Source organism: Streptosporangium sp. NPDC049644 (assembly GCF_040675205.1).
In the GTDB taxonomy this organism is placed as follows: domain Bacteria; phylum Actinomycetota; class Actinomycetes; order Streptosporangiales; family Streptosporangiaceae; genus Streptosporangium; species Streptosporangium fukuiense.
This window is the reverse complement of the sequence record NZ_JBFAOJ010000038.1, coordinates 41,315-68,197: the sequence shown is the minus strand read 5'-3', so window position 1 is coordinate 68,197 and position 26,883 is coordinate 41,315. Positions and strand designations below refer to the sequence as shown.

The 26,883-nt window shown below is 72.3% G+C and carries 18 protein-coding genes; 11 read left to right on the top strand and 7 right to left on the bottom strand.

Annotated features, from left to right (window positions below):
- The first annotated feature begins 133 nt into the window (after positions 1 to 133).
- The gene (locus AB0J58_RS21995) at positions 134 to 2,167 is read left to right on the top strand and encodes a PASTA domain-containing protein (RefSeq protein WP_364218233.1); all 2,034 of its coding nucleotides are present in this window, start codon (positions 134 to 136) and stop codon (positions 2,165 to 2,167) included.
- 44 nt (positions 2,168 to 2,211) lie between these two features.
- Here AB0J58_RS21995 and AB0J58_RS21990 read toward each other — a convergent pair whose 3' ends face one another.
- Positions 2,212 to 2,745, bottom strand: coding sequence for a TetR family transcriptional regulator (locus AB0J58_RS21990; RefSeq protein WP_364218231.1), 534 nt, complete (start codon positions 2,743 to 2,745; stop codon positions 2,212 to 2,214).
- A gap of 126 nt (positions 2,746 to 2,871) precedes the next feature.
- On the opposite strand from AB0J58_RS21990, the gene AB0J58_RS21985 reads away from it, so the two are divergent.
- On the top strand, positions 2,872 to 5,106 hold the full coding sequence (locus AB0J58_RS21985; protein WP_364218229.1) for an MMPL family transporter: 2,235 nt from the start codon (positions 2,872 to 2,874) through the stop codon (positions 5,104 to 5,106).
- Between the two features lie 43 nt (positions 5,107 to 5,149).
- Here AB0J58_RS21985 and AB0J58_RS21980 read toward each other — a convergent pair whose 3' ends face one another.
- Positions 5,150 to 6,253, bottom strand: coding sequence for an alcohol dehydrogenase catalytic domain-containing protein (locus AB0J58_RS21980; RefSeq protein ID WP_364218227.1), 1,104 nt, complete (start codon positions 6,251 to 6,253; stop codon positions 5,150 to 5,152).
- Positions 6,254 to 6,517: 264 nt separating this feature from the next.
- On the opposite strand from AB0J58_RS21980, the gene AB0J58_RS21975 reads away from it, so the two are divergent.
- From AB0J58_RS21975 to AB0J58_RS21945, 7 genes are all read left to right on the top strand, one after another.
- Positions 6,518 to 7,774 (top strand): ABC transporter substrate-binding protein, encoded by a 1,257-nt coding sequence (locus AB0J58_RS21975; protein WP_364218225.1) that lies wholly within the window; start codon positions 6,518 to 6,520, stop codon positions 7,772 to 7,774.
- A 199-nt stretch (positions 7,775 to 7,973) separates the two neighbouring features.
- On the top strand, positions 7,974 to 10,703 hold the full coding sequence (locus tag AB0J58_RS21970) for an ATP-binding cassette domain-containing protein (RefSeq protein WP_364218223.1): 2,730 nt from the start codon (positions 7,974 to 7,976) through the stop codon (positions 10,701 to 10,703).
- A 1-nt stretch (position 10,704) separates the two neighbouring features.
- The gene (locus AB0J58_RS21965) at positions 10,705 to 11,472 is read left to right on the top strand and encodes an ABC transporter ATP-binding protein (RefSeq protein WP_364218221.1); all 768 of its coding nucleotides are present in this window, start codon (positions 10,705 to 10,707) and stop codon (positions 11,470 to 11,472) included.
- A 327-nt stretch (positions 11,473 to 11,799) separates the two neighbouring features.
- On the top strand, positions 11,800 to 13,533 hold the full coding sequence (locus AB0J58_RS21960; RefSeq protein WP_364218220.1) for a serine protease: 1,734 nt from the start codon (positions 11,800 to 11,802) through the stop codon (positions 13,531 to 13,533).
- A gap of 286 nt (positions 13,534 to 13,819) precedes the next feature.
- Positions 13,820 to 14,965 (top strand): acyl-CoA dehydrogenase family protein, encoded by a 1,146-nt coding sequence (locus AB0J58_RS21955; RefSeq protein ID WP_364218218.1) that lies wholly within the window; start codon positions 13,820 to 13,822, stop codon positions 14,963 to 14,965.
- Positions 14,962 to 15,960: an acyl-CoA dehydrogenase family protein gene (locus AB0J58_RS21950; protein ID WP_364218217.1), complete on the top strand. Its 999-nt coding sequence runs from the start codon at positions 14,962 to 14,964 to the stop codon at positions 15,958 to 15,960. Before AB0J58_RS21955 ends, AB0J58_RS21950 begins: the two co-directional genes overlap by 4 nt.
- Before the next feature lie 52 nt (positions 15,961 to 16,012).
- Positions 16,013 to 16,834 (top strand): TIGR03619 family F420-dependent LLM class oxidoreductase, encoded by an 822-nt coding sequence (locus AB0J58_RS21945; protein ID WP_364218215.1) that lies wholly within the window; start codon positions 16,013 to 16,015, stop codon positions 16,832 to 16,834.
- 13 nt (positions 16,835 to 16,847) lie between these two features.
- Here AB0J58_RS21945 and AB0J58_RS21940 read toward each other — a convergent pair whose 3' ends face one another.
- Positions 16,848 to 18,362: a CHAP domain-containing protein gene (locus tag AB0J58_RS21940; protein WP_364218213.1), complete on the bottom strand. Its 1,515-nt coding sequence runs from the start codon at positions 18,360 to 18,362 to the stop codon at positions 16,848 to 16,850.
- A 526-nt stretch (positions 18,363 to 18,888) separates the two neighbouring features.
- Between AB0J58_RS21940 and AB0J58_RS21935 the strand changes: the two genes are divergently transcribed.
- Together AB0J58_RS21935 and AB0J58_RS21930 are read left to right on the top strand one after the other, a co-directional pair.
- Positions 18,889 to 19,098, top strand: coding sequence for a DUF5999 family protein (locus AB0J58_RS21935; protein ID WP_343966462.1), 210 nt, complete (start codon positions 18,889 to 18,891; stop codon positions 19,096 to 19,098).
- Positions 19,095 to 19,640, top strand: coding sequence for an ATP-binding protein (locus AB0J58_RS21930; RefSeq protein ID WP_364218211.1), 546 nt, complete (start codon positions 19,095 to 19,097; stop codon positions 19,638 to 19,640). Before AB0J58_RS21935 ends, AB0J58_RS21930 begins: the two co-directional genes overlap by 4 nt.
- Positions 19,641 to 19,795: 155 nt before the next feature.
- Here the strand turns inward: AB0J58_RS21930 and AB0J58_RS21925 are convergent, their stop codons facing one another.
- From AB0J58_RS21925 to AB0J58_RS21910, 4 genes are all read right to left on the bottom strand, one after another.
- Positions 19,796 to 22,192, bottom strand: coding sequence for a LuxR C-terminal-related transcriptional regulator (locus AB0J58_RS21925; protein ID WP_364218209.1), 2,397 nt, complete (start codon positions 22,190 to 22,192; stop codon positions 19,796 to 19,798).
- A gap of 128 nt (positions 22,193 to 22,320) precedes the next feature.
- On the bottom strand, positions 22,321 to 23,070 hold the full coding sequence (locus AB0J58_RS21920; protein WP_364218207.1) for a glucose 1-dehydrogenase: 750 nt from the start codon (positions 23,068 to 23,070) through the stop codon (positions 22,321 to 22,323).
- Position 23,071: 1 nt separating this feature from the next.
- Positions 23,072 to 25,261, bottom strand: a complete 2,190-nt coding sequence (locus AB0J58_RS21915; protein ID WP_364218251.1) for an acetate--CoA ligase family protein — start codon at positions 25,259 to 25,261, stop codon at positions 23,072 to 23,074.
- Positions 25,262 to 25,287: 26 nt separating this feature from the next.
- A complete protein-coding gene (locus AB0J58_RS21910; RefSeq protein WP_364218205.1) occupies positions 25,288 to 26,877 on the bottom strand; it encodes a class I adenylate-forming enzyme family protein in 1,590 nt (529 codons plus the stop codon).
- Positions 26,878 to 26,883: the final 6 nt, after the last annotated feature.

The following is a 26,883-nucleotide window of genomic DNA, read 5'->3' as shown; positions in this document are numbered from 1 at the left end:
GGGGTCTGTTGGTACTTGCCCTGACCTGAGCATCACATGAATATCACGGTGAGGAGGAGAAGACCTGTCTGCCCGTTGACTGTCGGCGATGCTTCTTCTTGAGTGAGAAGGGTGGCGGCGAGGGGAGGCTCGCGTGCCGTATGCGCAGCCGCTCAGAACGGGGGATCCGGCGGCGCTCGGTGAGTACGAGATCATCGGGCGGCTCGGAGAAGGAGGCCAGGGAGTGGTCTATGTCGGGGTGCGCCCCGACACCGGATCAGAGCCCTACGCGGTCAAGCTTCTGCACGGCTCGGTGGGGGAGAACCCGGAGATCTTCCTGCGCGAGGTCGAGCTGGCGAAGCAGGTGGCCCGGTTCTGCACGGCCCAGGTGATCGACGCCGGGCTGGACCGCGACCGGCCCTACATCGTCAGCGAGTACGTCGACGGCCCGTCGCTCCACCGTGAGGTCGCGGTCAGCGGGCCCCGCGAGGGAGGCAGGCTGGAGCGTCTGGCCATCGGCACGGCCACCGCGCTCGCGGCCATCCACCGGGCCGGGATCGTGCACCGCGACTTCAAGCCGCAGAACGTGCTGCTCGGTCCGGACGGGCCGAGGGTCATCGACTTCGGGCTGGCCAGGGCGCTGGACGCGGCGGCCACCCAGAGCGGGCGCGGTGCGGGCACTCCGGCCTACATGGCGCCCGAGCAGGTGGAGGGCGCCGAGATCAACCCGGCGGCCGACGTCTTCGCCTGGGGCGCCACGATATGTTTCGCGGCCAACGCCCAGGCGCCCTTCGGCCAGGACTCGATCGCGGCGGTGCTGAACCGGATCCTCACCGCCGCCCCGCAGCTGGGGCGCCTCGACGGGCTGCTCGGCGCGCTGGTGGTCGACTGCCTGGACAAGAACCCCGGTAACCGTCCCAGCAGCCGGGAGTTGCTGCTCGCGCTGCTCGGCGACGGCGGGCGCGGGTCGGTGTTCGACTCCCGGACCCCTCCGGTGCCCGGCGGTCTCGCCCTGCGGGCCGGCTCCGGCGGGCCTGACGTCTCGGACCCGTCCGGGGTGTCCGGCCCCGCCGGCTCCTTCGGGGGGTCGGGCCTCGCGGGAAGGTCGCGCGCGTCCGGGGCCGCCTGGCGGGCGATGTCCGGTGGGCGCGGGCACCTCACCGAAGGCGAGGACTTCGACGAGCCTCGCACTCACCCGGGGCGGGCGGCCACCAGGGCGTCGATGGCGGTCTCCGGGGCGCTGCTGGTGAGCGCCGCGGTGCTGGTGGGGGTGCTGGTCCCGGCACTGAGCGGGGTCACCCCGAAAGGCGCGGCGGCACCGCCGGCGGTTCGGGTGGTGGAGGCCGGTCCCCAGGCCGAGACGCCGCAGGCGAGCAGGACGAGCCCGCCGGTCAGGCCCCTCCCGGCGAACCCGGCCAAGCCTCCGCGCGCGGAGGGGGTCAGATCCTCCCCGCTGCCGCCGTCCGAGGTCACCACGGTCGTGCCGGCTCTCGTCGGGCTGGATCGTTCCGGGGCGGCGCGTCTGATCGAACAGGCCGGGCTGGTCGCCGGGACCGTCCGAGCGGTCAGCTCCGACCGGCCGGTCGGAGAGGTGCTCGCGAGCAACCCGGTGGCGGGGACCACGCTGCCGAGGAAGGGCAAGGTCAACCTGGAGGTCTCCGCGGGGATCCAGGTGCCCACGCTGGTCGGCCTCGCCAGGAGTGCCGCCCAGGCGGCGCTCGCCCAGGCCGGGCTGGCCGCCGGGGGGGTGAGTACGCGCTGCTCGGACCAGCCGGCCGGGCGGGTGCTGGCGAGCACCCCCGGTGCGGGCAAGCACGTCTCGCCGGGCAGCGCGGTGGCGCTCGTCGTCTCCAGGCACGGCGCTCCGGTGCCGTCGATCACCGGCCAGAGCGCGGCCGATGCCTCGAACACGCTCGGCGGGGCGGGTTTCGCGGTACGAACCCGGGCGCGGCTGGTCACCGACGACGCCCAGGACGGTGTGGTGCTGGCGCAGAGCGTGGCGCCGGGCACGTGTGCCCGGCCGGGGGCGACGGTCGTGATCACGGTCGGGGTGGCGAGCCAGAGCGGGCCTGGCCCGGGTCCGGGCCCGGGGCCTGGGCCGAGCCACGGCCCGGGCGAGACCGCCGCGCCTCCCGACCCACCCGACTCGCCGGATCCCGTACCAGGGGAGGCGGCTCCCTCGGGATGACGGCGGGCCGGGGCGACGGGCGCCCCGGGGCGGCGAGGCGGCGGTCAGACGGTGGCCAGGGCGGTGGTCAACAGGATCTTCCTGACATCCTCCTGGGGGAGGTCGATCGTCTTGACCACTCCGTACTGCAGCGACCCCAGCAGGGCCCAGGCCCAGACCCGGCGGTCGGGGTCGGGGTCGGGGCCGGCCAGCCGGTGGTAGATCTCGTCACGGAAGGCACGGATGATCTCGCCGGGGGAGCCGGGTGGCGCGTCGTCGGCGCCGCCGAGGTCCTCCATGATCAGCCGGATGATCGCCCGGTACCTGACCACGAAGGTCACCAGGGCCTCGACGAAGGCGCGGTCGTCGTCGAAGTCGCTCTCGATCAGGACCATGATGTCCTCGGCGGCGGGGGCGAGCAGTTCGGCGGCCAGCCGGTCCTTGGGGTGGAAGTGGTAGGCGACGGCGGTCTTCGTCAGGCCGACGGCCGCGGCGATGTCGGCCAGCGAGGTCGCCGCATAGCCGCGCTCGGCGAACAGTCGGCGAGCGGCGTCGAGGATCCGGCCGCGCGTGTCGTGTCCATGCTCAAGTGTGGTCATCGTCTCAATCCCACGCTATTGGGGGCGTTTCCCAATTTGCGCGCCTACTCTCGTATCGTAGGTTCTGTACGGCCGTACAGTACGGCGTTTCAGGCACATTTCAGACTTTAATAGGGCGGTCACCGAATGTCTGGTTTGCTGGGGCGGCTGGGGAGTTGGTGCGCGCGGCATGGCAAGGCGGTGCTGGCGCTGTGGGTCGTCGCCGCGGCAGTGCTGATGGCGGGCTCGGTGCTGTTCCCCGGACCGGCCACCAACGACACCAGCCTCCCCGGCACCGACGCCCAGCGGGCGGTGGACCTGCTGAAGGACGGTTTCGGCCCCGGTTACGAGATGGGCGGTTCGGTCCAGCTCGTCCTCTACTCTCCCGACGGCTCCCTGCTCGCCGAGCCGAGGAAGAGCGCGGTGGAACGTGCCGCGGCGCAGATCCGCAAGGTCCCGCACGTGGTGGAGGTGACCCCTCCCTCCCGGACGGGCGGGATCGCGCCCAGCCTGGAGATCGGTTTCATCGCGGTCAAGCTTGAGGGGCACGACACCACCAAGACGGCCGAGACCGCCAAGCTCCTCGTCGAGGCGGCCGAGCCCGCGCGGGCGGCGGGCCTGGAGGTCGTGCCCGCCGGCTCGTCGAGCCCGGCGAACAAGGAGATCAAGACCGGGACGAGCGAGATCATCGGAGTGGTCTGCGCGCTGCTGGTTCTGCTGTTCGCGTTCGGCACCCTGGTCGCCGCGATGATTCCGATCTTCGTCGCACTGGTCAGCATCGCGACCGGGCTCGGCACGATCGGCCTGCTCGGCCATCTGGTGGACGTGCCCAAGCAGGCGCCGATCCTGGCGACGATGATCGGCCTCGGCGTCGGTATCGACTACGCGCTCTTCCTGCTCAGCAGGCACCGCAAGCTGCTGACGGACGGCGTCCCGGCCCATGAGGCGATCCGCCGGGTGGTCGCCAGCTCCGGCGGTGCGGTGGTGTTCGCCGGCGGCACGGTGATCATCGCGCTCAGCGCGCTCCTGCTCGCCGACTTCCCCATGCTGCAGACGCTCGGCTGGATCACCGGCATCTCGGTGGTCTGCGCGGTGCTCACCGCCGTCACGCTGGTCCCCGCGCTGCTCGGGATGCTCGGGCACCGGGTCAACGCGTTCCGCCTGCCGTTCATGGGGCGCCGGGGCAGCCACGGCTCCTCCGGCTGGGGCTCGCTGGGCAACTGGGTGGCCAGGCGTCCCTGGAGCGTGCTCGCGCTCAGCCTCGTGCTCCTGGGAGCGCTCGCCGCCCCCGCTCTGGGACTCAAGCTGGGCACGCTCGACAACGGCTACGGCGACCGCGGCACCGACGCGCGGCGCTCCTACGAACTGCTGCAGGCCGGTTTCGGGCCCGGCATGAACGGCCCGCTCGTCGTGGTGGCGGATCTGGAGACCCCGGTCGTCGACGACAAGCCCGTCCCGGCCGTACTGCGGAACCTGAAGGACCGCGTCGCGGACGTCGAAGGGATGGCCCACGTCGGTGACCCGGTTCTCAACGAGCGCGGCACGGCGGCCCTGGTCCAGGCGATCCCCGACTACGCCCCCAGCGACCCCCGGGCGCTGGAGGTGGTCAAGGCGGTCCGCGCGATCGAGCTCGACGGGGCGAAGGTGCACGTGGGCGGTGAGGTCGCGGGCATGGCCGACGCCAATTCCAAGATCGCCGCACGCACCCCGCTGGTCGTCGGCGTCGTGGTCCTGCTGAGCGCACTGCTGCTGCTCCTGGCGTTCCGTTCGCCGGTCGTCGCGATCAAGGCCGCGGTGATGAACCTGATCTCGCTCGGGGCCGCGTTCGGCGCGCTCTCGCTGGTCTTCTCCCTGGGCCTGGGCAGCGGACTGGTCGGCATGGACCCGCCGGTCAATGTGGACGCCTCCTATCTGAGCACGCTCTTCTTCACGGTGCCGATCGACAGCTACATCCCGCTGATGCTGTTCGCGATCCTGTTCGGCCTGTCGATGGACTACGAGGTCTTCCTGCTCACCGCCGTGCGGCAGGCTTACCTGAGGCACGGCGACAACCGCAGGGCGGTGGCCGAGGGGCTGGGGTCGACCGGCCGGGTGATCACTTCCGCAGCCCTGATCATGGTCTCGGTCTTCGTCGCGTTCGTCGCCTACCCCGACCCGATGGTAAAGATCTTCGGTGTCGGCCTGGCGGTGGCCATCGCGGTGGACGCCACGGTCATCAGGGGCCTGCTGGTCCCGGCGACCATGGTCCTGCTCGGCAGGTTCAACTGGTGGTGCCCCGCCTGGCTGGACCGCCTGCTGCCGAACCTCTCCATCGAGGGTCAGGAGGAGGACGAGGAGGCCGAGGAGCCGAGCAGGGAACTCGTCGGCGCCGGTCGCGGCTGAGCTGCGACGGCGGCCGGGAGGATCGTGCACGAGGGCGGCGCGGTCAGTCGAAGACGATGACGCTGCGGGCCACCGCCCCCTCGCGGACGTGCCGGATCGCCTCGTTGATCTCCTCCAGCGGGAGGCGCTCGCTGACCAGGCGGTCGAGGTCGAGACGGCCGCGCAGGTACTGCTCGGCGAGCATGGGCAGGTCCCTGATCGGGGCGGCGTCGCCGCCCTGGGTGCCCATCAGGCGTCTGGAGGCGAACAGCAGGCCCGGCTCGACGCTGAGCGGCTCGCCCTGCGGCGGGCTGCCGACCATCACCGTCGTGCCGCCGGGCTGGGTGGAGGCGAGGGCGGCGCCGAGCACGCCGGCCACGCCGGTCACGTCGAAGGCGTAGTCCACGCCGCCCCTGACGATCTCGCCCACCTGCTTGGGCAGGTCGGTGACGAGGATCGTGTGGGTGGCGCCGAACTCCTCGGCCAGCTTCAGCTTCTGTTCGGCCACGTCCGCGGCGACGACGGTGGTGGCCCCGGCCAGCACGGCGCCCTGGACGACGTTCAGCCCGACCCCGCCGCAGCCGACCACCAGCACGCTGGAGCCGGGGGTGACCCGCGCGACGTTCAGCACCGCGCCGACGCCGGTGATCACCCCGCAGGCCAGCAGGCACATGGTGTCGAACGGCGCGTCCTCTGCGATCCGCACGCACATCGCCTCGTTGACCACGGCGTACTCGGCGAACGAGCCGATGCCGATCATCGTTCTGGCGCCGTCGCCGTCCACGGTGATCCGGGTGCCGCCGTCGCGCATCGTGCCCATGATGGCCGCCATCCTGGCGGGGCCGCCGCACAGGTGGAACCGGCCGGCGCCGCAGTTGCGGCAGCGCCCGCAGGCGCCGTTCATCGCGATGATCACATGGTCACCGGGTCTGACGCCGGTCACCCCGGCTCCGGTGCTCTCCACGATCCCGGCGCTCTCGTGGCCGAGTACGAAGGGGAGCCGTCGCACCACCGGGCTCTTGCCGTCCAGCGCCTTGATGTCGGACCCGCAGACGCCGGACGCCTTGATCCGTACCCGTACCTCGCCGGGTCCCGGATCGGCGATCTCGACCTCGCGTACCTCCAGCGCCGTGCCGAACCCGGTGAGTACGGCCGCACGCATCAACATGTCCGCTCCCGTCGAGCCGAGGGCCCCGTGCGCTCCGCGCGTTGGCCCGGAGCGGCATTATAAGCAAGCAATTGCTTGGTTATCTACCGTGCCGGGACGCCGCCGCCCGCCTCTTCCCGCCTTCCGGGGGGTGTGTGGCCCGTGTGGGGGTGTGGTGATCTTCCATTGACACCCCCGGATGCCAAATCTACGCTGACGAAACCAAGCGAGCGCTAGGCCAAATTGTGTCGGGTGCGCGCGGCACGGCACGGCAGGGAGCGACCTATGAGACGGCAGGCAGTGCGACTCATCGGCCTGGTGGCCGCGGCGGCGCTCGCCGCAGGCGGCTGCGCGGCCGAGCAGAAGGCCGCGGGGGGCGGTGGCTCCGAGGGGGCGGCGGGAGTGACCGCCACGACGGTCAAGGTGGGCGGAGTGCTCACCAAGACCAGCGCGAGCGGCTACTCCACCAAGGACGCGGAGATCGGGGCCAGGGCCAGGTTCCAGCGCGCGAACGAGGCCGGTGGCGTGCACGGACGCACCATCGAGTTCATCGGGGCCGAGGACGACAACCAGGACGCGGCCAAGGGCGACGCGGCGGCCAAGAAGCTGGTTCAGAAGGACAGGGTGTTCGCGCTGGTCCCCGTGCACGCGCCCAACTTCGGCGGCGCGACCTTCCTGGAGCAGCAGGGCGTGCCTTGGTTCGGCTGGGCCACCGGGCCGCAGTGGTGCGGCACGAAGACGGGCTTCGGCTACAACGGCTGCCTGGCGCCGCAGCCGGGCGCGGGCTCGCAGACCTGGTGGGGCAACCAGATGGCCGAGCTCATCGGCGGCTCGGCGGGCAAGAGCGTCTACGTCCAGACGAGTGACTCCAGCGGCAGCAAGTACGGGGGCAAGACCATCTCGCAGTCCTTCGAGGCCGCGGGCTTCGAACTGGTCGGCCTCAACTCGGGTCTGCCCGCCGCGGCCCCGCCGCCCGACTGGCTCCCGTACGTCAACAAGATCATGACCTCCGACGACGGCGGGCCGCCGGATCTGGTGGTCTCGATCATCGCCGGCACCAAGTTCAACGTCGGCCTGTACGGCGCGCTGAAGAAGGCGGGCTACAAGGGGCTGATCTCCGACGCGACCAGCTACGACGCCGCGATCCTGGCGGACCCGGCGATCGCCCAGGCGCTCGAAGGCGTGATCGCGGCCCCCATGTTCGAGCCCTTCGAGTCGCAGGCCCCGGAGATCGCGCAGCTCAGGGCGGACGTGGAGAAGGCCGCACCGGGGACCCGGCTCACCCAGCATCTGGCCATCGGCTACTGGGCGGCCGACATCTTCCTCAAGATCCTGGAGCAGACCGGCAAGGAGCTGACCAGGGAGAGATTCCTGGCCGCGGCCAACGGCTCCTTCGACTACCGGAATCCCGGCTTCGGCCGGATCCGTTACCCCAAGGACCACACCGAGCCCAACGGCTGCGGCGCCCTGGTCAAGCTGGAGGGGGGCGCCTTCAAGGTGGCCAAGAACATGAAGTGCTTCGACAACGTCCCGCTGAGATAGCGGGCGCGGGCTTGCCGCTCACGCGTCTGGCGGGCCACGTGAGCGGCGAGCCGGGGGCACCCCCCGCCATCCGGCCGTCGTCCTCTTCGGGGAGCGGCCCCGGCCCGCGCGAAGGCCGGCCTCACCGGTCCCGTAGGCGAACGGGTCACACCCGTGAGCAGTCAGCAACCAGGCGCGAAATTCCGGGGTGAAGGCCCTTATGTCCGAGCTTGTTGGTTACATCCTCAGCGGCCTCGTCACCGGAGCCGTCTTCGCGGTCATGGCCTCGGGGCTGACCCTGTCCTACGCGGCGACGGGCGTGTTCAACTTCGCTCACGGGGCCATCGGGTTCCTGGCCGCGCTGCTGTACTTCGAACTCAACGTGGGTCTCGGGCTGCCCGCCTGGGCGGCCGGGACGGTCGCGGTGGCGCTCTTCGCGCCGCTGCTCGGCTACCTGCTGCACAGGGTCATGTTCCGGGGCCTCGCCCAGGCGGGGGAGACGGCGCAGATCGTCGGGACCATCGGCCTGACGATCGCGCTCCCGGCACTCGGGCTGCTGGTCGTCGACCTGGTCGCCGAGCCGCTCGGGCTGCCGCGTGCCGACGCGACCTCGCTGCCGCGCGGCCTGGGCCCCTATCCGGCGGTCACCTACGCCTTCGGCGGCGTCCATCTCGATTCCGACCAGCTCATCACCTTCGCCTTCGCGGTACTGGCCGCCGCGGGGCTGTGGGTCTTCATGCGGCACACGCCGTACGGCCTGAGGATGCGCGCCTCGGTGGACTGTCGCGGGCTGGCCACCCTGCGCGGGATCGACGTCGACGCCTCCTCGGCCATGGCCTGGACGCTCAGCTCGACACTCGCCGGGCTCGCCGGGGTGCTGGCGGTCTCGACCCTGGGCCTGGACTCCACCGCGTTCACCGTGATGCTGTTCGTCTCGGCGACGGCCGCGGTGTTCGGCCGGCTCAGGTCGATCCCGTGGACGTTCGCGGCCGGGCTCGGGCTCGGCGTGGTGCAGAACCTGGTCGCGGGGTACGCGGACTTCGCCGAGGACGTCACCGGACTGCGCACGGCGGTACCGGTGATCCTGCTGTTCGTCGGGCTGATCCTGCTCAACCGGTCCAGGGACCGCATCGCGGGGTCCGCCGCCGAGGACGCCCCGCCCCCCGACCACCTGGCCGACCTGCCGCCGTGGCGGCGGCGCCTGCCGTGGGCGCTCGGCCTGGTCGCGTTGCTGGCCTGGACCCTCACCCGCCCGGCCGACGACTTCTACGTGAGCGTGGTGGCCCAGGGGCTCGTCCTCGCGCTGATCTTCTGCTCGTTCGTGGTCGTCACCGGCATCGGCGGCATGGTCAACCTCGCGCAGGCGTCCTTCGCCTCGATGGCCGCGCTCACCTGCGGCTGGGCGTTCTCCTCCGGTCTGCCCCTGCCGGTGGCGATCCTGCTGGGGGTACTCGGTGCGACGGCGGTCGGCGTGCTCGTCGCGTTGCCCGCCCTCCGGCTGGGCGGCCGGATCCTCACCCTGGCCACGCTCGCCCTCGCCCTCCTCGCCGACCAGGTGCTCTTCCAGATCGACGAGTTCAGCAACGGCACGATCGGCTGGCCGCTGCCCGCCCTCGGACTGGGGCTCGCCGACACCACCGACCCCCGGGTACGGGTCCTGCTGCTGCTGGCCCTGATCGGGCTGGTCGGGCTCCTGGTTCGGAACCTGGAGCGGTCGGCCTCGGGCCGGGCGGTCCTGGCGGTCCGCTCCGCGCCCGCCGCCGCGACCACCTCCGGCATCTCGGCACCCCGTACCAAGATCATGCTCTTTGCCCTGGCCTCCGGGATCGCGGGGCTGGGCGGAGTGCTGTTCGCGATCTCCAAGGGGTCGGTGACGGCCACCGACCTGCCGGCCTTCTCGGGTTTCGTCTGGCTGGCCGTGGTGGTCCTGCAGGGCGTCCGCAGGATCGGCGGCGCGGTGCTCGGCGGGCTGATCGCCGCGATCTTCCCCGAGCTGCTGGCCGGGTGGCACGTCTCCGCGCACGTCGGGGCGATCCTCTTCGGGGCCGGCGGGATGATCCTGGCCAGGCATCCGGACGGAGTGCTCGCCCAGCTGGGCGAGGCCCGCCACCGCCGCCGCACGCGCGGCGACCGCGCCGCGGCCCTCCGGCGCGAGACACCCGCGCGCGAGGGTGTCGCCCCGGCGGTGAAGGCGGTGAAGGCGGTGAAGGCGACGAACGGGACCGGCCGCCCCACGGCCACCGCGCCGCCGCGGACACCGGCCGTCGAGGACGCGCTGTTCCGGCTGGAGGGCGTGGTCGCCGGATACGGGGACGTCACGGTGCTGCGCGGGGTGGACCTCGCGGTACGGCCGGGAGAGGTGGTGGCGCTGCTCGGCGCGAACGGCGCGGGCAAGTCCACCACCTGCGCGGTCGCCGCGGGGGATCTCCGGGTGACGGCGGGGCGGGTGGTCCTGGACGGGACCGACGTGACCTCCCGGCCCGCCCACCGCCGCGCGCGGGAAGGCGTGCTGCTCGCACCCGAGGGGCGCGGTGTCTTCCCCGGGCTGACCGTGGACGAGAACCTGCGGACCTGGCTCGCCGATCCCGGTCCCGTCTACGAGCGGCTGCCGCAACTCGCCAGGCGCCGAGGGCTTGCCGCCGGGGCACTCTCCGGTGGCGAGCAGCAACTGCTCACCCTGGCTCCCGCCCTGGTCAGGCCGCCTCGGGTACTGATCGCCGACGAACCCTCGCTCGGCCTGGCGCCGCTCGTCGTCGAGCAGCTCTTCGAGGTCTTCGCCGAGCTGCGCGAGCGCGGCGTCGCGCTGCTCCTGGTGGAGGAGAAGGCCACCTCGGTGCTCGAACTCGCCGACACCGTCGCGTTCATGCGCCTGGGCAGGGTCACCTGGACCGGCCCCCGGGCCGAGGTGGACGACGCCAGGCTCACCGCCGCCTATCTGGGGGTGTCGTGACATGGGAGACGGAGTGGTGATGAGCGCGGCGTTGCGGGTCGAGGCCGTATCGGTCTCCTTCGGGGGCGTCCACGCGCTCACCGACGTCTCCTTCGAGGTGCCGGCGGGCCAGGTCTGCGGGGTGATCGGGCCCAACGGGGCGGGTAAGACCACGCTGTTCGACGTGATCTCCGGACTGCGCCGGCCGACCTCGGGTTCCGTCTCGGTGATGGGCCGCGAGAGCACGGGGACTTCGGCGGTGCGGCGGGCGCGTGCCGGGCTGCGCCGTACCTTCCAGCGGACCCAGGTGTTCGGCCGGCTGACCGTGGCGGACAACGTGCTGGCCGCGATGGAGTGGAGAGGCGGGGGAGGCGGGCTCCCGGCCGACCTGGTCGGCTGGCGGGGACGCCGGAGGCTGGAGCGGGCACGCGGGGAGCGGGTGGACGAGGTGCTGGAGCTCTGCGGGCTGAACGGGCTGCGCGACGCCTACGCGGCGGCACTGCCCGCCGGGGCGCGACGCCTGGTCGAGCTGGCCCGTGCCCTCGCGGACGCGCCGTCCCTGCTGCTGCTCGACGAGCCCACGTCCGGTCTCGACGCCGACCAGACCGCTCGTATCGAGGAGGTCATCGGGGCGTTGGAGACGACGATCCTGCTGGTCGAACATGACATGGGATTCGTGATGGGCACCTGCGACCGTCTCGTCGTCCTCGACCTCGGCCACGTCATCGCCTCGGGCGCCCCCGCCGAGATCCGCGAGGATCCCGTGGTCCGTGCCGCCTACCTCGGCTGACGGTGAGGATGTGGATGAACGTCCGACCGAGCGCCGGCCTCGGCCGGGAGGTGTTCGTCCGTACTCGCCGGGCGCGGCGCGGGTGGGATTCCGGGGCGATCGGGGGCCGCGCGCCGCATACGGATTCGGCACTCGCCGTTGTGGGCATATACTCACCCATACCTTGATCGCTTACCGGCGCGGGGCCGTCCCGCCCCTTTGCGCGCCGGGAGGTTTCCAGCACGTCGTCGGACGTTTTCGGCGATCTACCAGTGGCTTCCAAGTACTCCCCAAGTGCTCCCCGTCATGCTCTCGCCTCGGGAAGCAAGTTTTGGGGAGAGTACGAAGATGTGGGGAAGAATCAGCGCCGTCGCGGGCCTGGTGCTGGCGAGCACGCTGGCACTGCCGGGTACAGCGGTGGCCAAACCCAAAGAGGTCGACGTCCCCGTCGGGACGTGGCTGGCCGCCAGGACGCACCCGTCCGTCCAGCTGACCTCGGTGTCCTACACGGCGGACGTGGCCGTGCCGACGCCCGAGGCGAACCTGGAGGCGATCAGGACCCTGACCCAGCAGGGGATCAACGCCGTGCAGAGCGGCAAGATCTCCTCCGACGAGAACAGCATCTACCGCTGGGTCGTGCAGCAGATGGCCAAGGACCCGGGCCGCTACTTCTCGCCCGGCGGGCAGGAGCGGGTCGTCGAGGCGACGGCGGGCGGGCTGTGCACCGGCTGGTGGGTCACGCCGGACGGCTACATGGTGACCGCGGCGCACTGTGTCGGCCAGGAGGACGCCGAGCTGGCCCAGACCTTCGCGGCCCAGGCGCTCACGAAGATCAATGAGAAGGACGCCGCGGACCTGGTCGCCAGCCTCGGCGACATCGCCTCCGACGAGGAGATCCTCCGGACCGCGACGAAGATCTTCCAGATCTGGAACGCGGACAACATCAAGATCCGCAATGTCCAGAGCTCGCTCTCGCTGCTGCAGAGCCTGCCGGGCGGCGGCGTCGACAAGACCACCAAGACGGTGCCGATCGAGCTGGTCGCCAAGGGCACGGTCTACCCGGGCAAGGACGTCGCGATCCTCAAGGCCAACGGGCAGAACAACCTGCCGACCGTGCCGCTGGGCGAGGACTCGGACGTGCGCGTCGGCGACACCCTCTACATCAGCGGGTTCCCCGGCACCGTGACGCAGACCTCGATCTTCAACCTTGAGTCCAAGCTCGACCCGGCGTTCACCGAGGGCCCCTACAACGCCAGCCGCCAGACCCCCGAGGGGGTGCCGTACATCCAGACCCAGGCGCCCTCCTACCCGGGCAACTCCGGCGGTCCGGTGTTCAGCAAGGACGGTAAGGTCATCGGCATCCTGGTCGGCGGCCTGATCCAGCAGGACGGCGGTTCCACCGAGGGTGAGAGCTTCGTGCTGCCGGTCAGCATCGTCAAGGAGAAGCTGAACGAGAAGAACATCAAGCCGGCCGAGTCGACGACCACGAAGGCCTACAACGAGGCGCTCGACCTGTTCTTCCAGAACAAGTACTCCGACGCGCTGCCCAAGTTCCGCGAGGTGCAGGCACTGCAGCCGAACCACCCGTACGTCGCCAAGTACATCAGCGACTCCCAGCAGGCCATCACCGCGGGCAAGGACGAGAGCGGCACCCCGATCCTGCCGTGGCTGCTCTGGGGCGGCGGTGGCCTGGTCGCCGCGTTCGTGATCGGCACGATCGTCGCGGTCGCCAGGGGCAAGCGCCGTAGCGGGGGACCGGCCTCCTTCCCGCCCGCTCCGTACGGGGGGCAGCCCGGCTACCCGGCGCAGTTGCCGGGCGGCCAGCCGCAGTACGGCCAGCCGCAGTACGGCCAGCAGGGGCAGCCGTACGGTGCGCCGCAGCAGTACCAGCAGCGGCCGCCCTACCCGCTCCCGGCGGGGCAGGGAGAGACCCGGGCGGTCCGCCCGCAGTCGCCGTACGGCCAGCCACAGCCCCAGCAGGGGGCTCAGGGACCCGGGGCGAACACCCGGATCGCGGGTCTGGAGGCGGAGCTGGAGCAGCTGCGCCGGAACATGGGGCAGCGCCCGCCCGAGCAGCGCTGAGCACGTCCGCCCGGGTGGAGCCGCATCCCTGGGGGGTGCCGGCGGCGCTCGCCCGGGCGGAATCGGTGTCACCTGCCCGAACGCGCCGGACGGTCGTCCGGACAACGGCGTCCGGACAACGGCGTCCAGGCGGCGTTCGGACGGGTGACGCCGGGCGATCACTCGAACACAGCCCTTCGGGCGAGGGGCGGAGTTCGGGTGCCGAGGCCCGGAGCGGACCACCGCTCCGGGCCTTTCGCGGTACGGCCCGCTGTACGCCTACCCAAGCGTGCGCTAGGTTGGTGTAGTGGATCTGGACTTCACCCCCGCGGAGCGGGAATTCCGGGCCGAGGTGCGGGACTGGCTGGCCAGGCATGTCCCGGCAGCCCCGCTGCCCTCGATGGACACGAGGGAGGGCTTCGAGGCGCATCGCGAGTGGGAGCGCCTGCTCGCGGCCGACAGGCTGTCGGTGGTCTCCTGGCCCGTCGAGTACGGCGGGCGGGGGGCGAGCCTGGTCGAGTGGCTGATCTTCGAGGAGGAGTACTGGGCGGCGGGCGCCCCCGGCAGGGTCGGCCAGAACGGCATCTTCCTGCTGGCCCCCACGATCTTCTCGTACGGCACGGCGGAGCAGCGGGAGCGTTTCCTGCCCCCGATGGCCAGGGCCGACGAGGTCTGGGCGCAGGCCTGGTCCGAGCCCGAGGCGGGCAGTGACCTGGCCGCCCTGCGGTCCCGCGCGGAGCGGGTGGAGGGCGGCTGGCGGCTGTACGGGCAGAAGACCTGGAGCTCCCGGGCCTGCTACGCGGGCTGGGGCTTCGGCCTGTTCCGGACCGACCCCGCCTCGGCCAGGCACCGGGGCCTGACCTACTTCATGTTCCCGCTGGCCGACGTCACCGTACGGCCCATCGCCCAGCTCGACGGCGAGCACGGGTTCGCCGAACTGTTCTTCGACGGCGTCGAGGTCCCCGACGACCTGGTGCTCGGCGCCCCCGGTGAGGGCTGGCGGATCGCGATGGCGACCACCTCCTCGGAGCGGGGCCTCACCCTGCGCAGCCCCGGCCGGTTCACGGCCACGGCCGACCGGCTGGTCCGGCTGGCCCGCTCGGGTGGCGTCGATCCCGCCCTGGCCGATCAGGTCGCCCGCGCCTGGCTGGACGCCGAGGCCTACCGCCTGCACACCTTCGGCACCGCCCGCCGTCTGGCGGCCGGGGAGGAGATCGGCTCCGCCTCCAGCATGGGCAAGGTCTTCTGGTCCGAACTGGACGTGCGCATGCACACCCTCGCCCTGCGGCTACTCGGCGAGCGCGGCCTTCTGGACGGCGCCGCCCCCGAGGCCGAGGACGGCGGGCGCTGGCTGGACGGCTTCCTGTTCTCCCTGGCCGGACCGATCTACGCGGGCACCAACGAGATCCAGCGCAACATCATCGCCGAACGCGTCCTGGGGCTTCCACGATGAACTTCGCCTTCACCGATGACCAGCTCGCACTGGCCGCCACGGTCAGGGAGGTACTCGCCGCGCACTGCCCGGCTCGGGCCGCGCGGACGGAGCGGACCCCCGCCTGGTCACGGCTCGCCGAGATCGGACTGTTCGGGCTGCTGGTCCCCGAGGAACACGACGGCCTCGGGCTGGGACTCCTCGACGCGGTGCTCGCCTTCGAGGAGACGGGCAGGGTCGCGCTCCCCGGCCCGGTGGCCGAGACGGCGGTGGCGGCCCCCGTGCTGCTGGCCGGCGACCCGGTGCTGGGCAAGCTCGCCGCGGGCTCGCTGCGGGTGAGCGTGCGCATCGGCGACCAGGTCTACTCTCCCGACGCGGACCTGGCGGACCTGCTGGTCGTCGAGCGCGACGGTGTTCCGTACGCGGTGACGCCGGGGCGGGCGCGGCTCACGCCCCAGCCGGGGGTCGATCGGAGCAGAAGGCTGTTCGCGGTGGACTTCGACGCGGAATCCGGTGTGGGGTCCGACGGTGTGACCCGGCTCACGGCCCCGGTGGCCCCCGCGGTCCGCGCGGTCACCGTGGCGGTCGCCGCCCAGCTGGTCGGGGCGGCCAGGCATCTGCTGGAGACGAGCGTCGGCCACGCGCTGACCCGCAGGCAGTTCGGTGTCCGGATCGGGGCCTTCCAGGCGGTCAAGCACCTGCTCGCCGACGTGGCGGTGGCCGTCGAGTTCGCCGCGCCGCTGGTCTACGCCGCGGCCTTCGCGGTGGACAGGGAGTTGCCGACCGCCGGCCGGGACGTCGCCGCGGCCAAGGCCGCCGCGGGAGAGGCCGCCGAACTGGCCGCCAGGACCGCGCTTCAGGTACACGGCGCGATCGGCTACACCGAGGAGCTCGACCTGCACCTGTGGCTCGCCCGGGTGTGGTCCCTCTCCGCCGCCTACGGCGGCACCGCCCTGCACCGGTCCCGGCTGAGAGCCGAGATCCTCGGTTCCGCCGGACCGGTGAGGTGGCCGTGAGCCGGGAGGTCCCGGCCGGTCATGGGCGGGGCCGGCCGCCGTGGGAGGCGTCGTGAGGTTCGGGGTCCCGCTGGGGCTGATCCATCCGGACGCGTGGCGGGACGTCGCGGTCGCCGCCGACGAACTGGGGTTCGAGTCGGTCTGGCTGCCCGAGCACCTGGTGTTCACCACCGACCTGTCGCTGGCCGTCTATCCGGGAACCGACAGGCCGGGCATCTCCCCGGCCACCCCGCTCTTCGACGCCCCCGCCTACCTGTGCTGGCTGGCCGGGCTGACCTCGCGGGTACGGCTCGGCACCGCCGTGCACCTCTACGCGCTGCGGCATCCCTTCGCCTCCGCCCGCGCCTTCGCCACCCTGGACAGGGTCTCGGGAGGGCGGGCGATCTGCGGGGTCGGCGCCGGTTGGTACGAGGGGGAGTGGCTGGCGGCCGGGGTGGACTTCGCGACCCGGGGCCCGCGCCTGGACGAGGCGATCGAGGTGACCCGGCGGCTCTGGTCCGAGCCGGTCGTCGCGCACTCGGGACGCTTCTACCACTTCCCCGAGGTCGCGTTCGAGCCCAAACCGGTCCAGGAGCGGCTGCCGATCCTCGCCGGGGGCGAGTCGGGCGCGGCCCTGCGGCGGGCCGCCCGGCTCTGCGACGGCTGGATCAGCATGCCGCACTCCCTGGAGACGATCCGCCCGCAGCTCGACAGGCTCGCCGCGCTCCGCGACGACCGCCCCTTCTCGGTCACCGCGCACGCCTACGAGCTCGGCGGTCCCGCCGAGATCCCGCGCTGGGAGAGGCTCGGCGTGGACCGCATGATCGTCCGCCCCTGGCGACGCAGCCGCGACGCCGTGGCCGCGCTGGCCGCCTTCGCCGCCGACCATTTCTAGACCCGTCGGGTCCCTAGGCCGGCACCCCTGTCCTGCGGCGGCGTCCCCGGTAGCCGCTGTGCACCAGGACGTCGCCTGGTTCGGCGGGTGAGGTGAGGGGACCGGCCAGGGTGGCGGGACCGCTCTGGCCGGTCCGGGCGCCTCGGGTCACGGGGAGGGAGGCGGAGACGGTGGCCGTTCTCGGGCCGGTGGCCAGGTGCGCGGGCATGGTGGAGCGGGCGGGACGGGCGGAGTGGGCCGGGGTGGCCGGGATGGTGGTGGTGATCACGGAGTCGGCCCGGCGGTGGCGGCGGCCCCGCAGCGGGGCGTCCTGCACGAAGGTGGACGACTCCACCACGGGCCGCTCGCGCGACCGACGCCTGCCCCGGTAGGGCGCGCTGGAACGGCCGGCGGTGCCGGTCCGGGCGGGGGTACCGGTCCGCCCCGAGGCGCGGCGGCGGCCCGGAGCCCTGCGGGACGGGGTGACCGGCGCGGTGCGCCCGGCGGCAGGCGCGAGCCGTACCCTCGACTGCTTGGCCCTGGCGTGCGCGATGATCGCCGCCGCGGCGAGCAGCACCGGCGCGAGCACGGCGGGGCTGCCGAGCTCCGGGGGATGCACGGTGAGGTCACGGACGGTGGCGGTCGGCGAGACGGCGAGCGCGCTGGTGTCGGCGGTGGCGGGCTTGGCGTGCTTGCCCGGCGAGGTACGGGGCCGGGCCTGACCGGGCGTTCCGGCGGCCGCCCGGTCACCGTCCGAGGTGTTCGCGGTGCCGCTCTGCCGCGACGCGGCGGCCCCGTCGCCGTTCCCCGAGACGGTCCTGCCGTCGTTTCCCGAGGCGGTCTCGCCGCGGCTCCCCGAGGTGGACTCCCGGCCGTTTCCGGCGATCGGCCCGGTGGCGTGCCCGGGGGTCTGCCCGGTCTTGCCGGGGCCCGCGGACGCCGGGGTCTTTCTCGCGGGGACGGGGGCGGGGACCAGGTCGAGCAGGTCGGGCCCCGGATCGATCGCCACCAGGTTTCCCCCGCCCCCGCCGCTCGCGGTGGCGGCGGCGGCGGCGGGATCGAGAACCATCTGCTTCTCGGTGGCCTCCCGGTCCAGCCGGGCCTTGATCTTCTCCGGGTACCCGTAGCCGACGACCTTGCCGGTGTCGCGCTCCTTGCGCTTGGCGATCCCACCGTCGATGTTGCCCTCGATCGTGTGGATCCTGTTCCCCTCGACCCGGGTGACGATCCCCACGTGGTCGATGCCGTCGATCCTCTTCGAACCGTTCCAGTCGAAGAAGACGATGGCTCCGGGCTTGGGAGTGGTGCCCCAGGCGTCCTGCTGGCGGAACCACCGGGCGTGGTAGACGGTGTAGGCGAACTGGCCGATCCACTCCTCGTAGCCCAGCTTGGCGGCCGCCCAGGAGAGGTACATGTCGCACCAGGGGGCGGCGGTGTAGTCGGCGTCGAACTCGACGGTCCTGCCGTACCAGTCGCCGAACTTGGTGTAGCCGCCGCTCTTCTCGGAGTATCCGAGCTGGCTCTCCAGCAGCTTGATGAACTTCTGCATCTCAGGGGTCATATGAGGTTTCAGGGGCCCCCGGCGGCCATGCGGGCATGGTCGCTCCGCCTTGCGACCTGGCTGCCGGGAGACGGGGTTGAGCGACGGCGTGTTCACGCGAGCCTCCCGAGGGACGGGCGAGACGCGTGCGGCGGCACCACTGGCCGGTTGTCTTCCGTGACGAGGGAGGTTACCCGGCCCCAAGGATAGGTCACGACAGTCCAAAGCGCGTGCAAAGTCACTCGACGTCGTATACCTAGACAAAGAGCGACGTCGGGGGGCTTTCATGCGATCTTTCGCGGGTAGACCATCTGGCGAAAAGATCTACAGGGCGTCCGCAACCGGCGCTGGGAGCGCCTGTCTCCGTGCGGATCGACCCTGTTGACCATCCTCCCTGCCGAGGGCCGACCTCTTTACCATCGGCGAAATGGGTATGGATATGGGTATTTATCCCGATATGACGGGATTGGTGCTGAGGGATGCTCGTCACATCGAAGGCTCAACTGCAACCAATGAAGGATCAAAGGTACGAGCCATGTGTCAGCATCAGCCGCGATGTCCTCTCGCAAGCGCCCCCGATCACGAAGCCGCGTCCCTCGTGGCCTTCCACCCCGAGCAGGGGTGGGGTCTGCTCTGCAACGGCGTCGTGGTCTTCGATGACACCGGGGCGCTCCTGCCGGACGGGCGGAGCACCCCCGTCCACGACATGCCCGCTCACCGCGTTCCGATGAGGCAGGCGGCATGAGTCCGGTCCGCGTTCCCACCGGCCAGGGACCGGGGACGCCACTCCAGCAGGTCACCCAGCCGTGGCCGGTCGCCTTCGGCGACGACCACGTGTGCGGGCCGCACCCGGTCGAGGTGGCGCCCATGGCCCCCCTCCCCGAGGGGCCGGACGCGAAGGAGACGTCGTTCTCCTTCACGCCCGAGTCGTCGTCCGTGCCCCGGGCACGCCGGATGACCCGCGCCTGCCTGGCGGACTGGGGCCTGCGGGAGGAGCACAGCACGGTCGCCGAGCTGCTCGTCAGCGAGCTGGTCACCAACGCGTTGCACCACTCGCGGGGGACCATCAGGCTCGCCCTCTCCTTCGAGGACGGCCTGCTGCGCTGCGAGGTCGAGGACGCGGACACGGACCCCTCCCCGATCCGGGTGTACCAGGCGCGCGAGGACGACGAGCGGGGCCGCGGGCTGTACCTGATCGACCTGCTCTCCTGCTGCTGGGGTAGCGACCGCACCTGTGACGGCAAGGCCGTCTGGTTCGAGCTCCCCGCGCACGCCGCCGAGCGCTGACCGCGCCCGCCATACGCGCCGGTCGCCCCCGCCGGGAGCCGAACCCACGTACCACCTCCGAAGAGCGGAGGCCGAGTCCCCCGACTCGCCCTCCGCCCTCCGCCGGAGCCGACGAGATCGCCGCACTCGTCGGCTCCGGCGTCCCCCTCCGCCCGTCAGGTGCCGGGGGGATGGCTTCCGTCCGTGTCGCGGTTGCGCTCGCCGATCCAGACGGCGATCTGGGCCCGGGAGTGGAAGCCCAGTTTGGTCATGATGTGTTCGATGTGCCCCTCCGCGGTGCGCTGGGCGATCGTCAACGAGGCCGCGATCTCCTTGTTGCTCAGTCCCCGGGCGACGAGCTGGGCGATCTCGGTCTCCCTGCGGGTCAGCGGGGACGGCGACGGCGACGGCTCGGCCCTGCCGGGATGCCTGCCGGGGCGGTTGCCCTCGTCCAGGGCGAAGGCCAGCGCCTCGTCGCAGGGCAGCTTCGCGCCCCGCCTGACGGTCGTGTCGAAGGCGGCTTTCCCGAGGGCCTCACGCGTACGTGCCTCGCACTCGTCGTGGTAGTGCATGAGGTGTCCGAACCCGGACATCGGTGCCCCGACCGCCTGCCAGATCGGCTCCAGGATCCCCAGCAGTACGGCCGCCCGCCGGTGGTCTCCCTCCGCGGCGGCGATCCAGGCCAGCACCTCCAGGTTGACGCCGATGCCCAGCAGATCGTCGAGCGAGCGGTTGAACCTCAGGCTCTCCTTCTCCAGCTCGATCGCGCGCCGGGCGTCGCCCCGGGACCAGACCCCGATGCCGAGCGCCATCATCGCGTAGGCCCGGTGCCAGCCCTCCCCGTGGGCTTCGCAGAGCGCGAGGCACTCCTCGCCCGCGGAGACGGAACTCTCCCAGTCGCCCAGGAAGGAGTGGGCGAGGCAGAGCCGGATGAGCGTCAGGGCCAGGCCCGTCGGGTCGTCGTCGGCCCGGTGACGCGCCGCCGCCTCCCGGTAGAGCTCGATCGCGGCGCCGATGTCCCCCCGGGACATGGCGATCATCCCCGAGTAGAGCGCGACATAGCCCAGGATCGGCTCGTGTCCGGGCCGGTCTCCCAGCGCCCGGGCCTCCTCCAGCATCGCCGCAGCGGCGGTGACGTCGGCCTGGATGATGGCCAGCCAGCTGTCGGACCACAGCGCCCGGCCCCGGATCTCGTCGGGCCCGGTGACGGCCGGCAGGCTCCGGTCCAGCCAGTGGCGTCCCTCGCTGAGATAGTGGCTCGTGATCCAGTGGTAGAGCAGGTCGGTGGCCATGCCCAGGGCGGTGTGGATCCCCTCGGGGTCGGTGAAGCAGTACTCCAGCGCGGTGCGCAGGTTGGCGTGTTCGAGGTTCAACCTGCCGAACCAGGCCACCTGGAACGGGCCGAACCGCTGCGCGTACGCCTCCGCGGACAGCCGCCGGTAGTGGTCGCGGTGCAGCCGCCGGAGCGCGGTCTCCTGTCCCAGGTCCACGAGCCGCTCCCGGCCGTACTGCCGGATCGTCTCCAGCAGCCGGTAGCGGGTCACCGACGGGGTGGCGGGGGAATCCTCCTTGATCAGGACGGACTTGCCCACCAGCCCGATCACCAGGTCGATCACCTCCTCGCGATCGATGCCGTCCCCCGAGCAGACCGCCTCGGCCGCCTCGAGGTCCAGGCCGTCGGCGAACACCGAGACGCGCGCCCACAGCAGCTGCTCCTTCTCCGTGCAGAGGGCGTAGCTCCAGTCGATCAGCGCGCGCAGTGTCTGCTGGCGGGGCAGCGTGGTGGGCGAACCACCGGTGAGCAGCCGGAACCGGTCGTCCAGCCTGGCCAGCAACTCCTCGGGAGAGAGCGCGCGCAACCGCGCGGCCGCCAGCTCGATCGCCAGCGGGATGCCGTCCAGCCTGCGGCAGATCTGCTCCACGGCGGGCCGGTTGGTCTCGGTGACCGTGAAATCCGGTAGGACGGCGCAGGCCCGCTCGGCGAACAGCCGTACCGCCTCGGACTGCGTGGCGGGCTCGGCGGGCAGTCTCGGACGGTCGGAGTCGGGTGCCGGCGGCGGCAACGGCAGCGTCGGCACGGCCAGTGTCTGCTCGGCGGCGATGCCCAGCGCCTGCCGGCTGGTGGTGAGGATCCGCAGGGCGGGGGCCGAGTGCACCAGGATCTCCACCAGCACGGCGCAGTCCCGCAGGAGGTGCTCGCAGTTGTCGAGGATCAGCAGCGCGTGCTTCTTCCTGAGGTGCTCGACGACCATCTCCACCGGAGGGCGGGGCGAGGTGTCCCTGATCGACAGGGCCTCGCCCACCGACGTGCCGAGCAGTTCGGGGTCCTTCAGCCCGGCGAGCTCGACCAGCCACACCCCGTCGGGAAAGGCCCGCTGGACGTCGGCCGCGACGCGCAGGGCCAGCCGGGTCTTGCCGACGCCGCCGGGGCCGGTGAGGGTCACCACGCGGGCTCTGGACAGCAGGCGCTTGACCTCGGCCACCTCATGCCGACGTCCTACGAAACTGGTCACCTCGGGTGGCAGCCCCGGTGTCCGCCACCGTTTCGGGGTGGCCGGTGCCACCTCATCCATCAGCGCCTCACGCCGGCCTCGGCAGGTGAACCGTCACAGGTTCGGGTCCGGCCGGCACCATCCACATTATGCGCAGGGGGGTTCGCCCCTGTACGCGCCGTGACCGTGGCCGGGTGGGCGCCGGTGGATCAGTAGCCCGCGCCGGTCAGCAGGCCGCCGTCCACCGTGAACTCGCTACCGGTGCAGTAGCTCGCCCGGTCCGAGGAGAGGAAGGCCACCACGTGGGACACCTCGACAGGCTTGGCGAAACGCTTGATGACCATGGACTTCATGAACGCCTCCGCGTCCACCCTGGCGATGATCTCCGGATCCAGCACCATGGAGGTGTTGATCGCGCCCGGGTGCACGGAGTTCACCCGGATCTTGAACTGGGCGAGCTCGCGGGCCGCGGCCTTGGTCACCCCGCGTACGCCGAACTTGGAGGCGGAGTAGGCGGACATGCCCTCGGCGCCGATGAAGCCCTCGACCGAGGAGATGTTCACGATCGAGCCCCGGCCGGCGGCCCTCATCGGCTCGATGACGGACTTGATCCCGAGCCAGGTGCCCTTGAGGTTGACGTCGAGGACGCGCTCGAACTCCTCCAGCGCCATATCCTCGATCCGACGAAATTTCAGGATTCCGGCATTGTTGACCAGGACATCGAGTTTGCCGTAGGTGTCGACGGCGGCGCCGACCGCGCGCTCCCAGTCCTCGGGGCTGGTCACGTCCTGGTGGACGAAGAGCGCCCCGGTCTCCTCCGCGAGCGCCTTGCCCTCCTCGTCGAGCACGTCGCCGAAGACGACCCGCGCCCCCTCCTGCAGGAACAGCCGTACATGGGATTCGCCCATGCCCCTGGCGCCACCGGTGACCAGCGCGACCTTGCCGTCCAGAAGACCCATGTCAAGCTCCTCGGATGAAACGTGCGGCGGCGGCGACGGCCACGGCGGCCGCCTCCATCGAGCGGTAGACGGGGATTCCCGCGCCGGCGGCGATCGCGCGGACCTCGTCCTCGACCCCGGGCGGCGCGCACTCGCCGTTCCTGGTGACCAGGGTGATCCTGGTTCCCGGCAGGTCCCGCTGCGCCCGGGCGAGGTTGTGCGCGTACGCGTGGAGCGGGTCGGCGGAGGTTCCGAAGGTGAAGAAGCTCTGCACGTTCACGTGCGCCACGACGTCGGGGTACGGCCGGCGCGCCACGATCGCCCCGATGACCTCCCTGACCAGTTCCGGCCGGCCTCGCGGACCCACCGGGACCTCCAGCGGATTGGCCGGAGAGGTGCCGGCGGCCCCCGCGCCCAGGGCCTTCAGCACCTCCCGCGTCTCGTCGGGCAGCGCCGCCAGCGCCAGCCCCGCCGCGTCGAGGACGTCCGCCGCCAGCACGCTCGCCCCGCCGCTCGGGCCGATCACCAGGACGGCGGGAAGGCCGTCCCCGTCGCGGCCCGTCCGCGGCCCCCGCGCGGCCCCCGGAGGGGGCGGCCCCGCGCCGGGGGGGATGATCCTGGAGGCGTGGGACTGGAAGAAGGACAGGGCGCCGATCAGGTCGTCCTGGCTGCCGACCAGGACGGCGCCGGTCTGGTCGGCCAGGGCCCGCCAGACGCGGCCGTCACCGACCATGCCGCCGGTGTGCGAGGCGGCCGCCCTGCGCCCCTGGCCGCTCCGGCCGCCCACCAGCAGGACGACCGGGAGCCGTCCGCGTACGGCCATCAGGGCCTCGAAGAGGGCGTGGCCGTCCCGGGGGTCCTCCAGGTACATGCCGACGACCGAGGTGTGCTCGTCACCGCCGAGCCAGCCGAGCAACTCGGCGGGGGTCACGTCGGCGGAGTTGCCGACCGTGGCCACGCGGCTGAACGCCAGCCCGCGCCGCTCGCCCACCCTGACCACCTCTCCGGCCAGGCCGCCGCTCTGCGAGATCAGCGCCACGTGACCCGGAGGTCCCGGCTCGCCGCCGATGAAGGTCTGCCCGCCGCGCGGGCTGTAGACGCCCATGCAGTTCGGCCCGAGCAGCCGGGCCCCCGCCTCCCGTGCCGCCCTGACCAGGTCGGTCTCCAGCCCGGCGGCTCCGGCCTCGCCGAACCCGCCGCTCATCACCTGGACGAACGAGACGCCCTTCGCATGGCGTACGACCTCCGCGCAGCGGTCGGCCGGTACGGCGACCAGCGCGTAGTCGGCGTCCGCCTCCGCGAGGGACGGCACCGTGGGCACACCGTTGATCTCGTCCGCCTCCGGGTGTACCGCGACCAGCGGCACGCCGGTGGCCTTGTAGAACTCCAGGAACATGTTCCCGAAGTTCGGCCTGCTCGCGGACGCGCCCACCACGGCCACCGCCCTGGGCTCGAACAGCGCGGTGAAGTCCTGCCCGGACCCGTTCCGTCCCGGGGTTCCCGGCCCCGGCCCGGTGGGCTCCGCCGTGCCGGGAAGGTAGCGCGCGTCCACCGCGACCACGCCCTCCTCGGTGGCGATCACCGGGTTGAGTTCGAACTCGCCGAGATCCAGCCGTTCCCACAGCCCTCCGGACCCGCCGATCGCGAGCAGCAGCCCGACCAGGGCCTCCGAGTCCACGGCGGGCCGGCCGCGGTGGCCGTGCAGCAGCGGCGCGCCGCGCAGCGAGGCGAGCATCCGCCGGGCGTCGGCCTCGGAGGCGGGGCAGAGGCAGAGCGCGGTGTCGCGCATGACCTCGGTCCACACGCCACCGAGCCCGGCGAGCAGGACGGGGCCGAAACCCGGGTCGCGCACCACGCCGACGATCAGCTCGACCCCGGGCGCGGCCTGCTCCTCCACCAGGAACCCGTCGGGCGTGATGCCTCGCGAGACGAGTCCGGCCAGCATCTCGCCGGCGGCGGACTCCGCCTCGGCCGGTCCGGACAGCCCCAGCCGTACCGCCCCCGCGTCCGACTTGTGCACCAGGCCGGGGCCGTGGGCCTTGAGCACCAGGGGCGGCGTCAGTCCCCGGGCCGCCGTGGCGACCTCGGCGGGGGAGGTGGCCGTGGCGCCTCGGGGCACCGCCACCCCCCACTCCCGCAGCAGGGCCTTGACCTCGTGCTCCGCGAACCGCGCCGGGGCGGGCTCCGTGGATACCGCGGGTACGCCGGACATCTCGGGCGGCCCGCCGGTGGCTGCGGTCACGCCTCGTCCATCCGGCTCTGGTACCTCTCCCGGATCTCCCGCCTCAGCAGCTTGCCGGGTCCGCCGGAGGCGTCCTGGAAGTGCGGGAGTTCGGCGGCGACGACGACGTGGTCGGGGCGCTGGTGCGCGGGCAGTGTCTCGGCCAGGGCGAGGGCGATCTTGGCCGGGTCGGCCGGATGGCCCGCCCTGGCCACCACGGCGAGCAGGACCCGCTGCTCGACCGCCTCCTGTCCCTCGGCCTGGGCGGGCACGCCGACCGCCCCGGCCTCCGCCACGCCGTCCAGCGCGACCGCGGCCTCCTCGATCACCGAGGGCTGGGACCAGACGCCGCCCTTGAACACGGACTCCTCGCGGCGGCCGAGCACCGTGAGGTTTCCGTCCTCCGACAGGACGCCCAGGTCGCCGCCGACGTACCACTCGCCGCGCAGCACCTCGGCGGTCTTCTCCGGCAGGCCGTCGTACCCGGTCATCCGGTGCGGCCCGGCGAGGTTGATCTCACCGACCTCGCCGGCCGGCCGGGCGCCCGAGGGGCCGGTGATCCGCACGGCGTTGCCGGTCCGCGCCCTGCCCGAGGAGCCGAGCGGCGTGCTGCCGTCGTCGACCCGGCCGAAGCAGGTGTAGGGGGCCTCCGTCTGGCCGTAGTAGCAGTAGACGCCGGTGTCGGGCAGCCGCTCTTTCATCCTGGCCAGCAGGGCCGCGGGGAGCGGCTCGCCGCCCAGCATGATGACCCGCAGGGACGACAGATCGGCGCCCGCGTGGTCGTCGGAGCCCAGCAGCGCCGCGTAGAAGGAGGGGATCTGCGAGACGTGGGTGACCTTCTCCCGGGGGACCACCCTCAGGAAGTTCGCCGGTCCCCAGTCCTGTTCGAGCACCAGCCGCATGCCCGCGTAGAGCGCCGGGCCGACGAGGGCGGGGAAGCCGATGCCCCAGATGATCGCCCCGGTGCCGAGCACCGAGTCCTCGGTGCGCGGCACGTCGAGCCAGATCTGCGCGGTGGCCAGCGACGAGGCGTGCGTGTGGACCACCGCCTTGGGCAGCCCCGTCGTCCCGGAGGTGTAGTAGAGCGCCAGCGGATCGTCCCAGCAGCCGCCGAGGGCGGGCTCGTCCTCGGCGGCGTCCGAGGTGAGCGCGTCCAGGTCCACGGCGTTCTCGCCGGGGCCGCCGACCCTGATCCAGCGGGTGATCTCCGGCAGCCGGGGGCGGATCTCCGCGACGGCTGCCTCCACCGTGGAGTCGTACACGAACGCGGTGGCGCCGGAGTGCGCGACGACCGCGGCCAGGGTGTCGGCGGGCCAGTACGGGTTGAGCGCCGCGGTGACGGCGCCGAGCTTCGCCGCGGCCAGGTAGACCTCGGCCACGTGCAGGGTCTCGTTGAGCAGCGCGGCCACCCGCTGCCCGGGGGCGACTCCGGCCTCCGCCAGCGCGTGGGCGCGCCTGTTGACGAGCCGGTCGAGTTCCGCGTAGGTGAAGCTCTGCTCACCGCAGTAGGTCAGCGCGACCCGGTCGGGGGTGCGCATGGCGTTGGCGGTGAGGATGGCGTGGGCGTAGTTGCCGTACGGGGTGCCTGCCGGGGTCGGGCGCGCCATCTCTGG

Bases quoted from the DNA above. Each gene is read 5' to 3' on its own strand.
- AB0J58_RS21990 (WP_364218231.1), bottom strand. From the start codon at position 2,745: ATGACCACACTTGAGCATGGACACGACACGCGCGGCCGGATCCTCGAC.
- AB0J58_RS21985 (WP_364218229.1), top strand. From the start codon at position 2,872: ATGTCTGGTTTGCTGGGGCGGCTGGGGAGTTGGTGCGCGCGGCATGGC.
- AB0J58_RS21980 (WP_364218227.1), bottom strand. From the start codon at position 6,253: ATGTTGATGCGTGCGGCCGTACTCACCGGGTTCGGCACGGCGCTGGAG.
- AB0J58_RS21975 (WP_364218225.1), top strand. From the start codon at position 6,518: ATGAGACGGCAGGCAGTGCGACTCATCGGCCTGGTGGCCGCGGCGGCG.
- AB0J58_RS21970 (WP_364218223.1), top strand. From the start codon at position 7,974: ATGTCCGAGCTTGTTGGTTACATCCTCAGCGGCCTCGTCACCGGAGCC.
- AB0J58_RS21965 (WP_364218221.1), top strand. From the start codon at position 10,705: ATGGGAGACGGAGTGGTGATGAGCGCGGCGTTGCGGGTCGAGGCCGTA.
- AB0J58_RS21960 (WP_364218220.1), top strand. From the start codon at position 11,800: ATGTGGGGAAGAATCAGCGCCGTCGCGGGCCTGGTGCTGGCGAGCACG.
- AB0J58_RS21950 (WP_364218217.1), top strand. From the start codon at position 14,962: ATGAACTTCGCCTTCACCGATGACCAGCTCGCACTGGCCGCCACGGTC.
- AB0J58_RS21940 (WP_364218213.1), bottom strand. From the start codon at position 18,362: ATGCAGAAGTTCATCAAGCTGCTGGAGAGCCAGCTCGGATACTCCGAG.
- AB0J58_RS21935 (WP_343966462.1), top strand. From the start codon at position 18,889: ATGTGTCAGCATCAGCCGCGATGTCCTCTCGCAAGCGCCCCCGATCAC.
- AB0J58_RS21930 (WP_364218211.1), top strand. From the start codon at position 19,095: ATGAGTCCGGTCCGCGTTCCCACCGGCCAGGGACCGGGGACGCCACTC.
- AB0J58_RS21925 (WP_364218209.1), bottom strand. From the start codon at position 22,192: ATGGATGAGGTGGCACCGGCCACCCCGAAACGGTGGCGGACACCGGGG.
- AB0J58_RS21920 (WP_364218207.1), bottom strand. From the start codon at position 23,070: ATGGGTCTTCTGGACGGCAAGGTCGCGCTGGTCACCGGTGGCGCCAGG.
- AB0J58_RS21915 (WP_364218251.1), bottom strand. From the start codon at position 25,261: ATGTCCGGCGTACCCGCGGTATCCACGGAGCCCGCCCCGGCGCGGTTC.
- AB0J58_RS21910 (WP_364218205.1), bottom strand. From the start codon at position 26,877: ATGGCGCGCCCGACCCCGGCAGGCACCCCGTACGGCAACTACGCCCAC.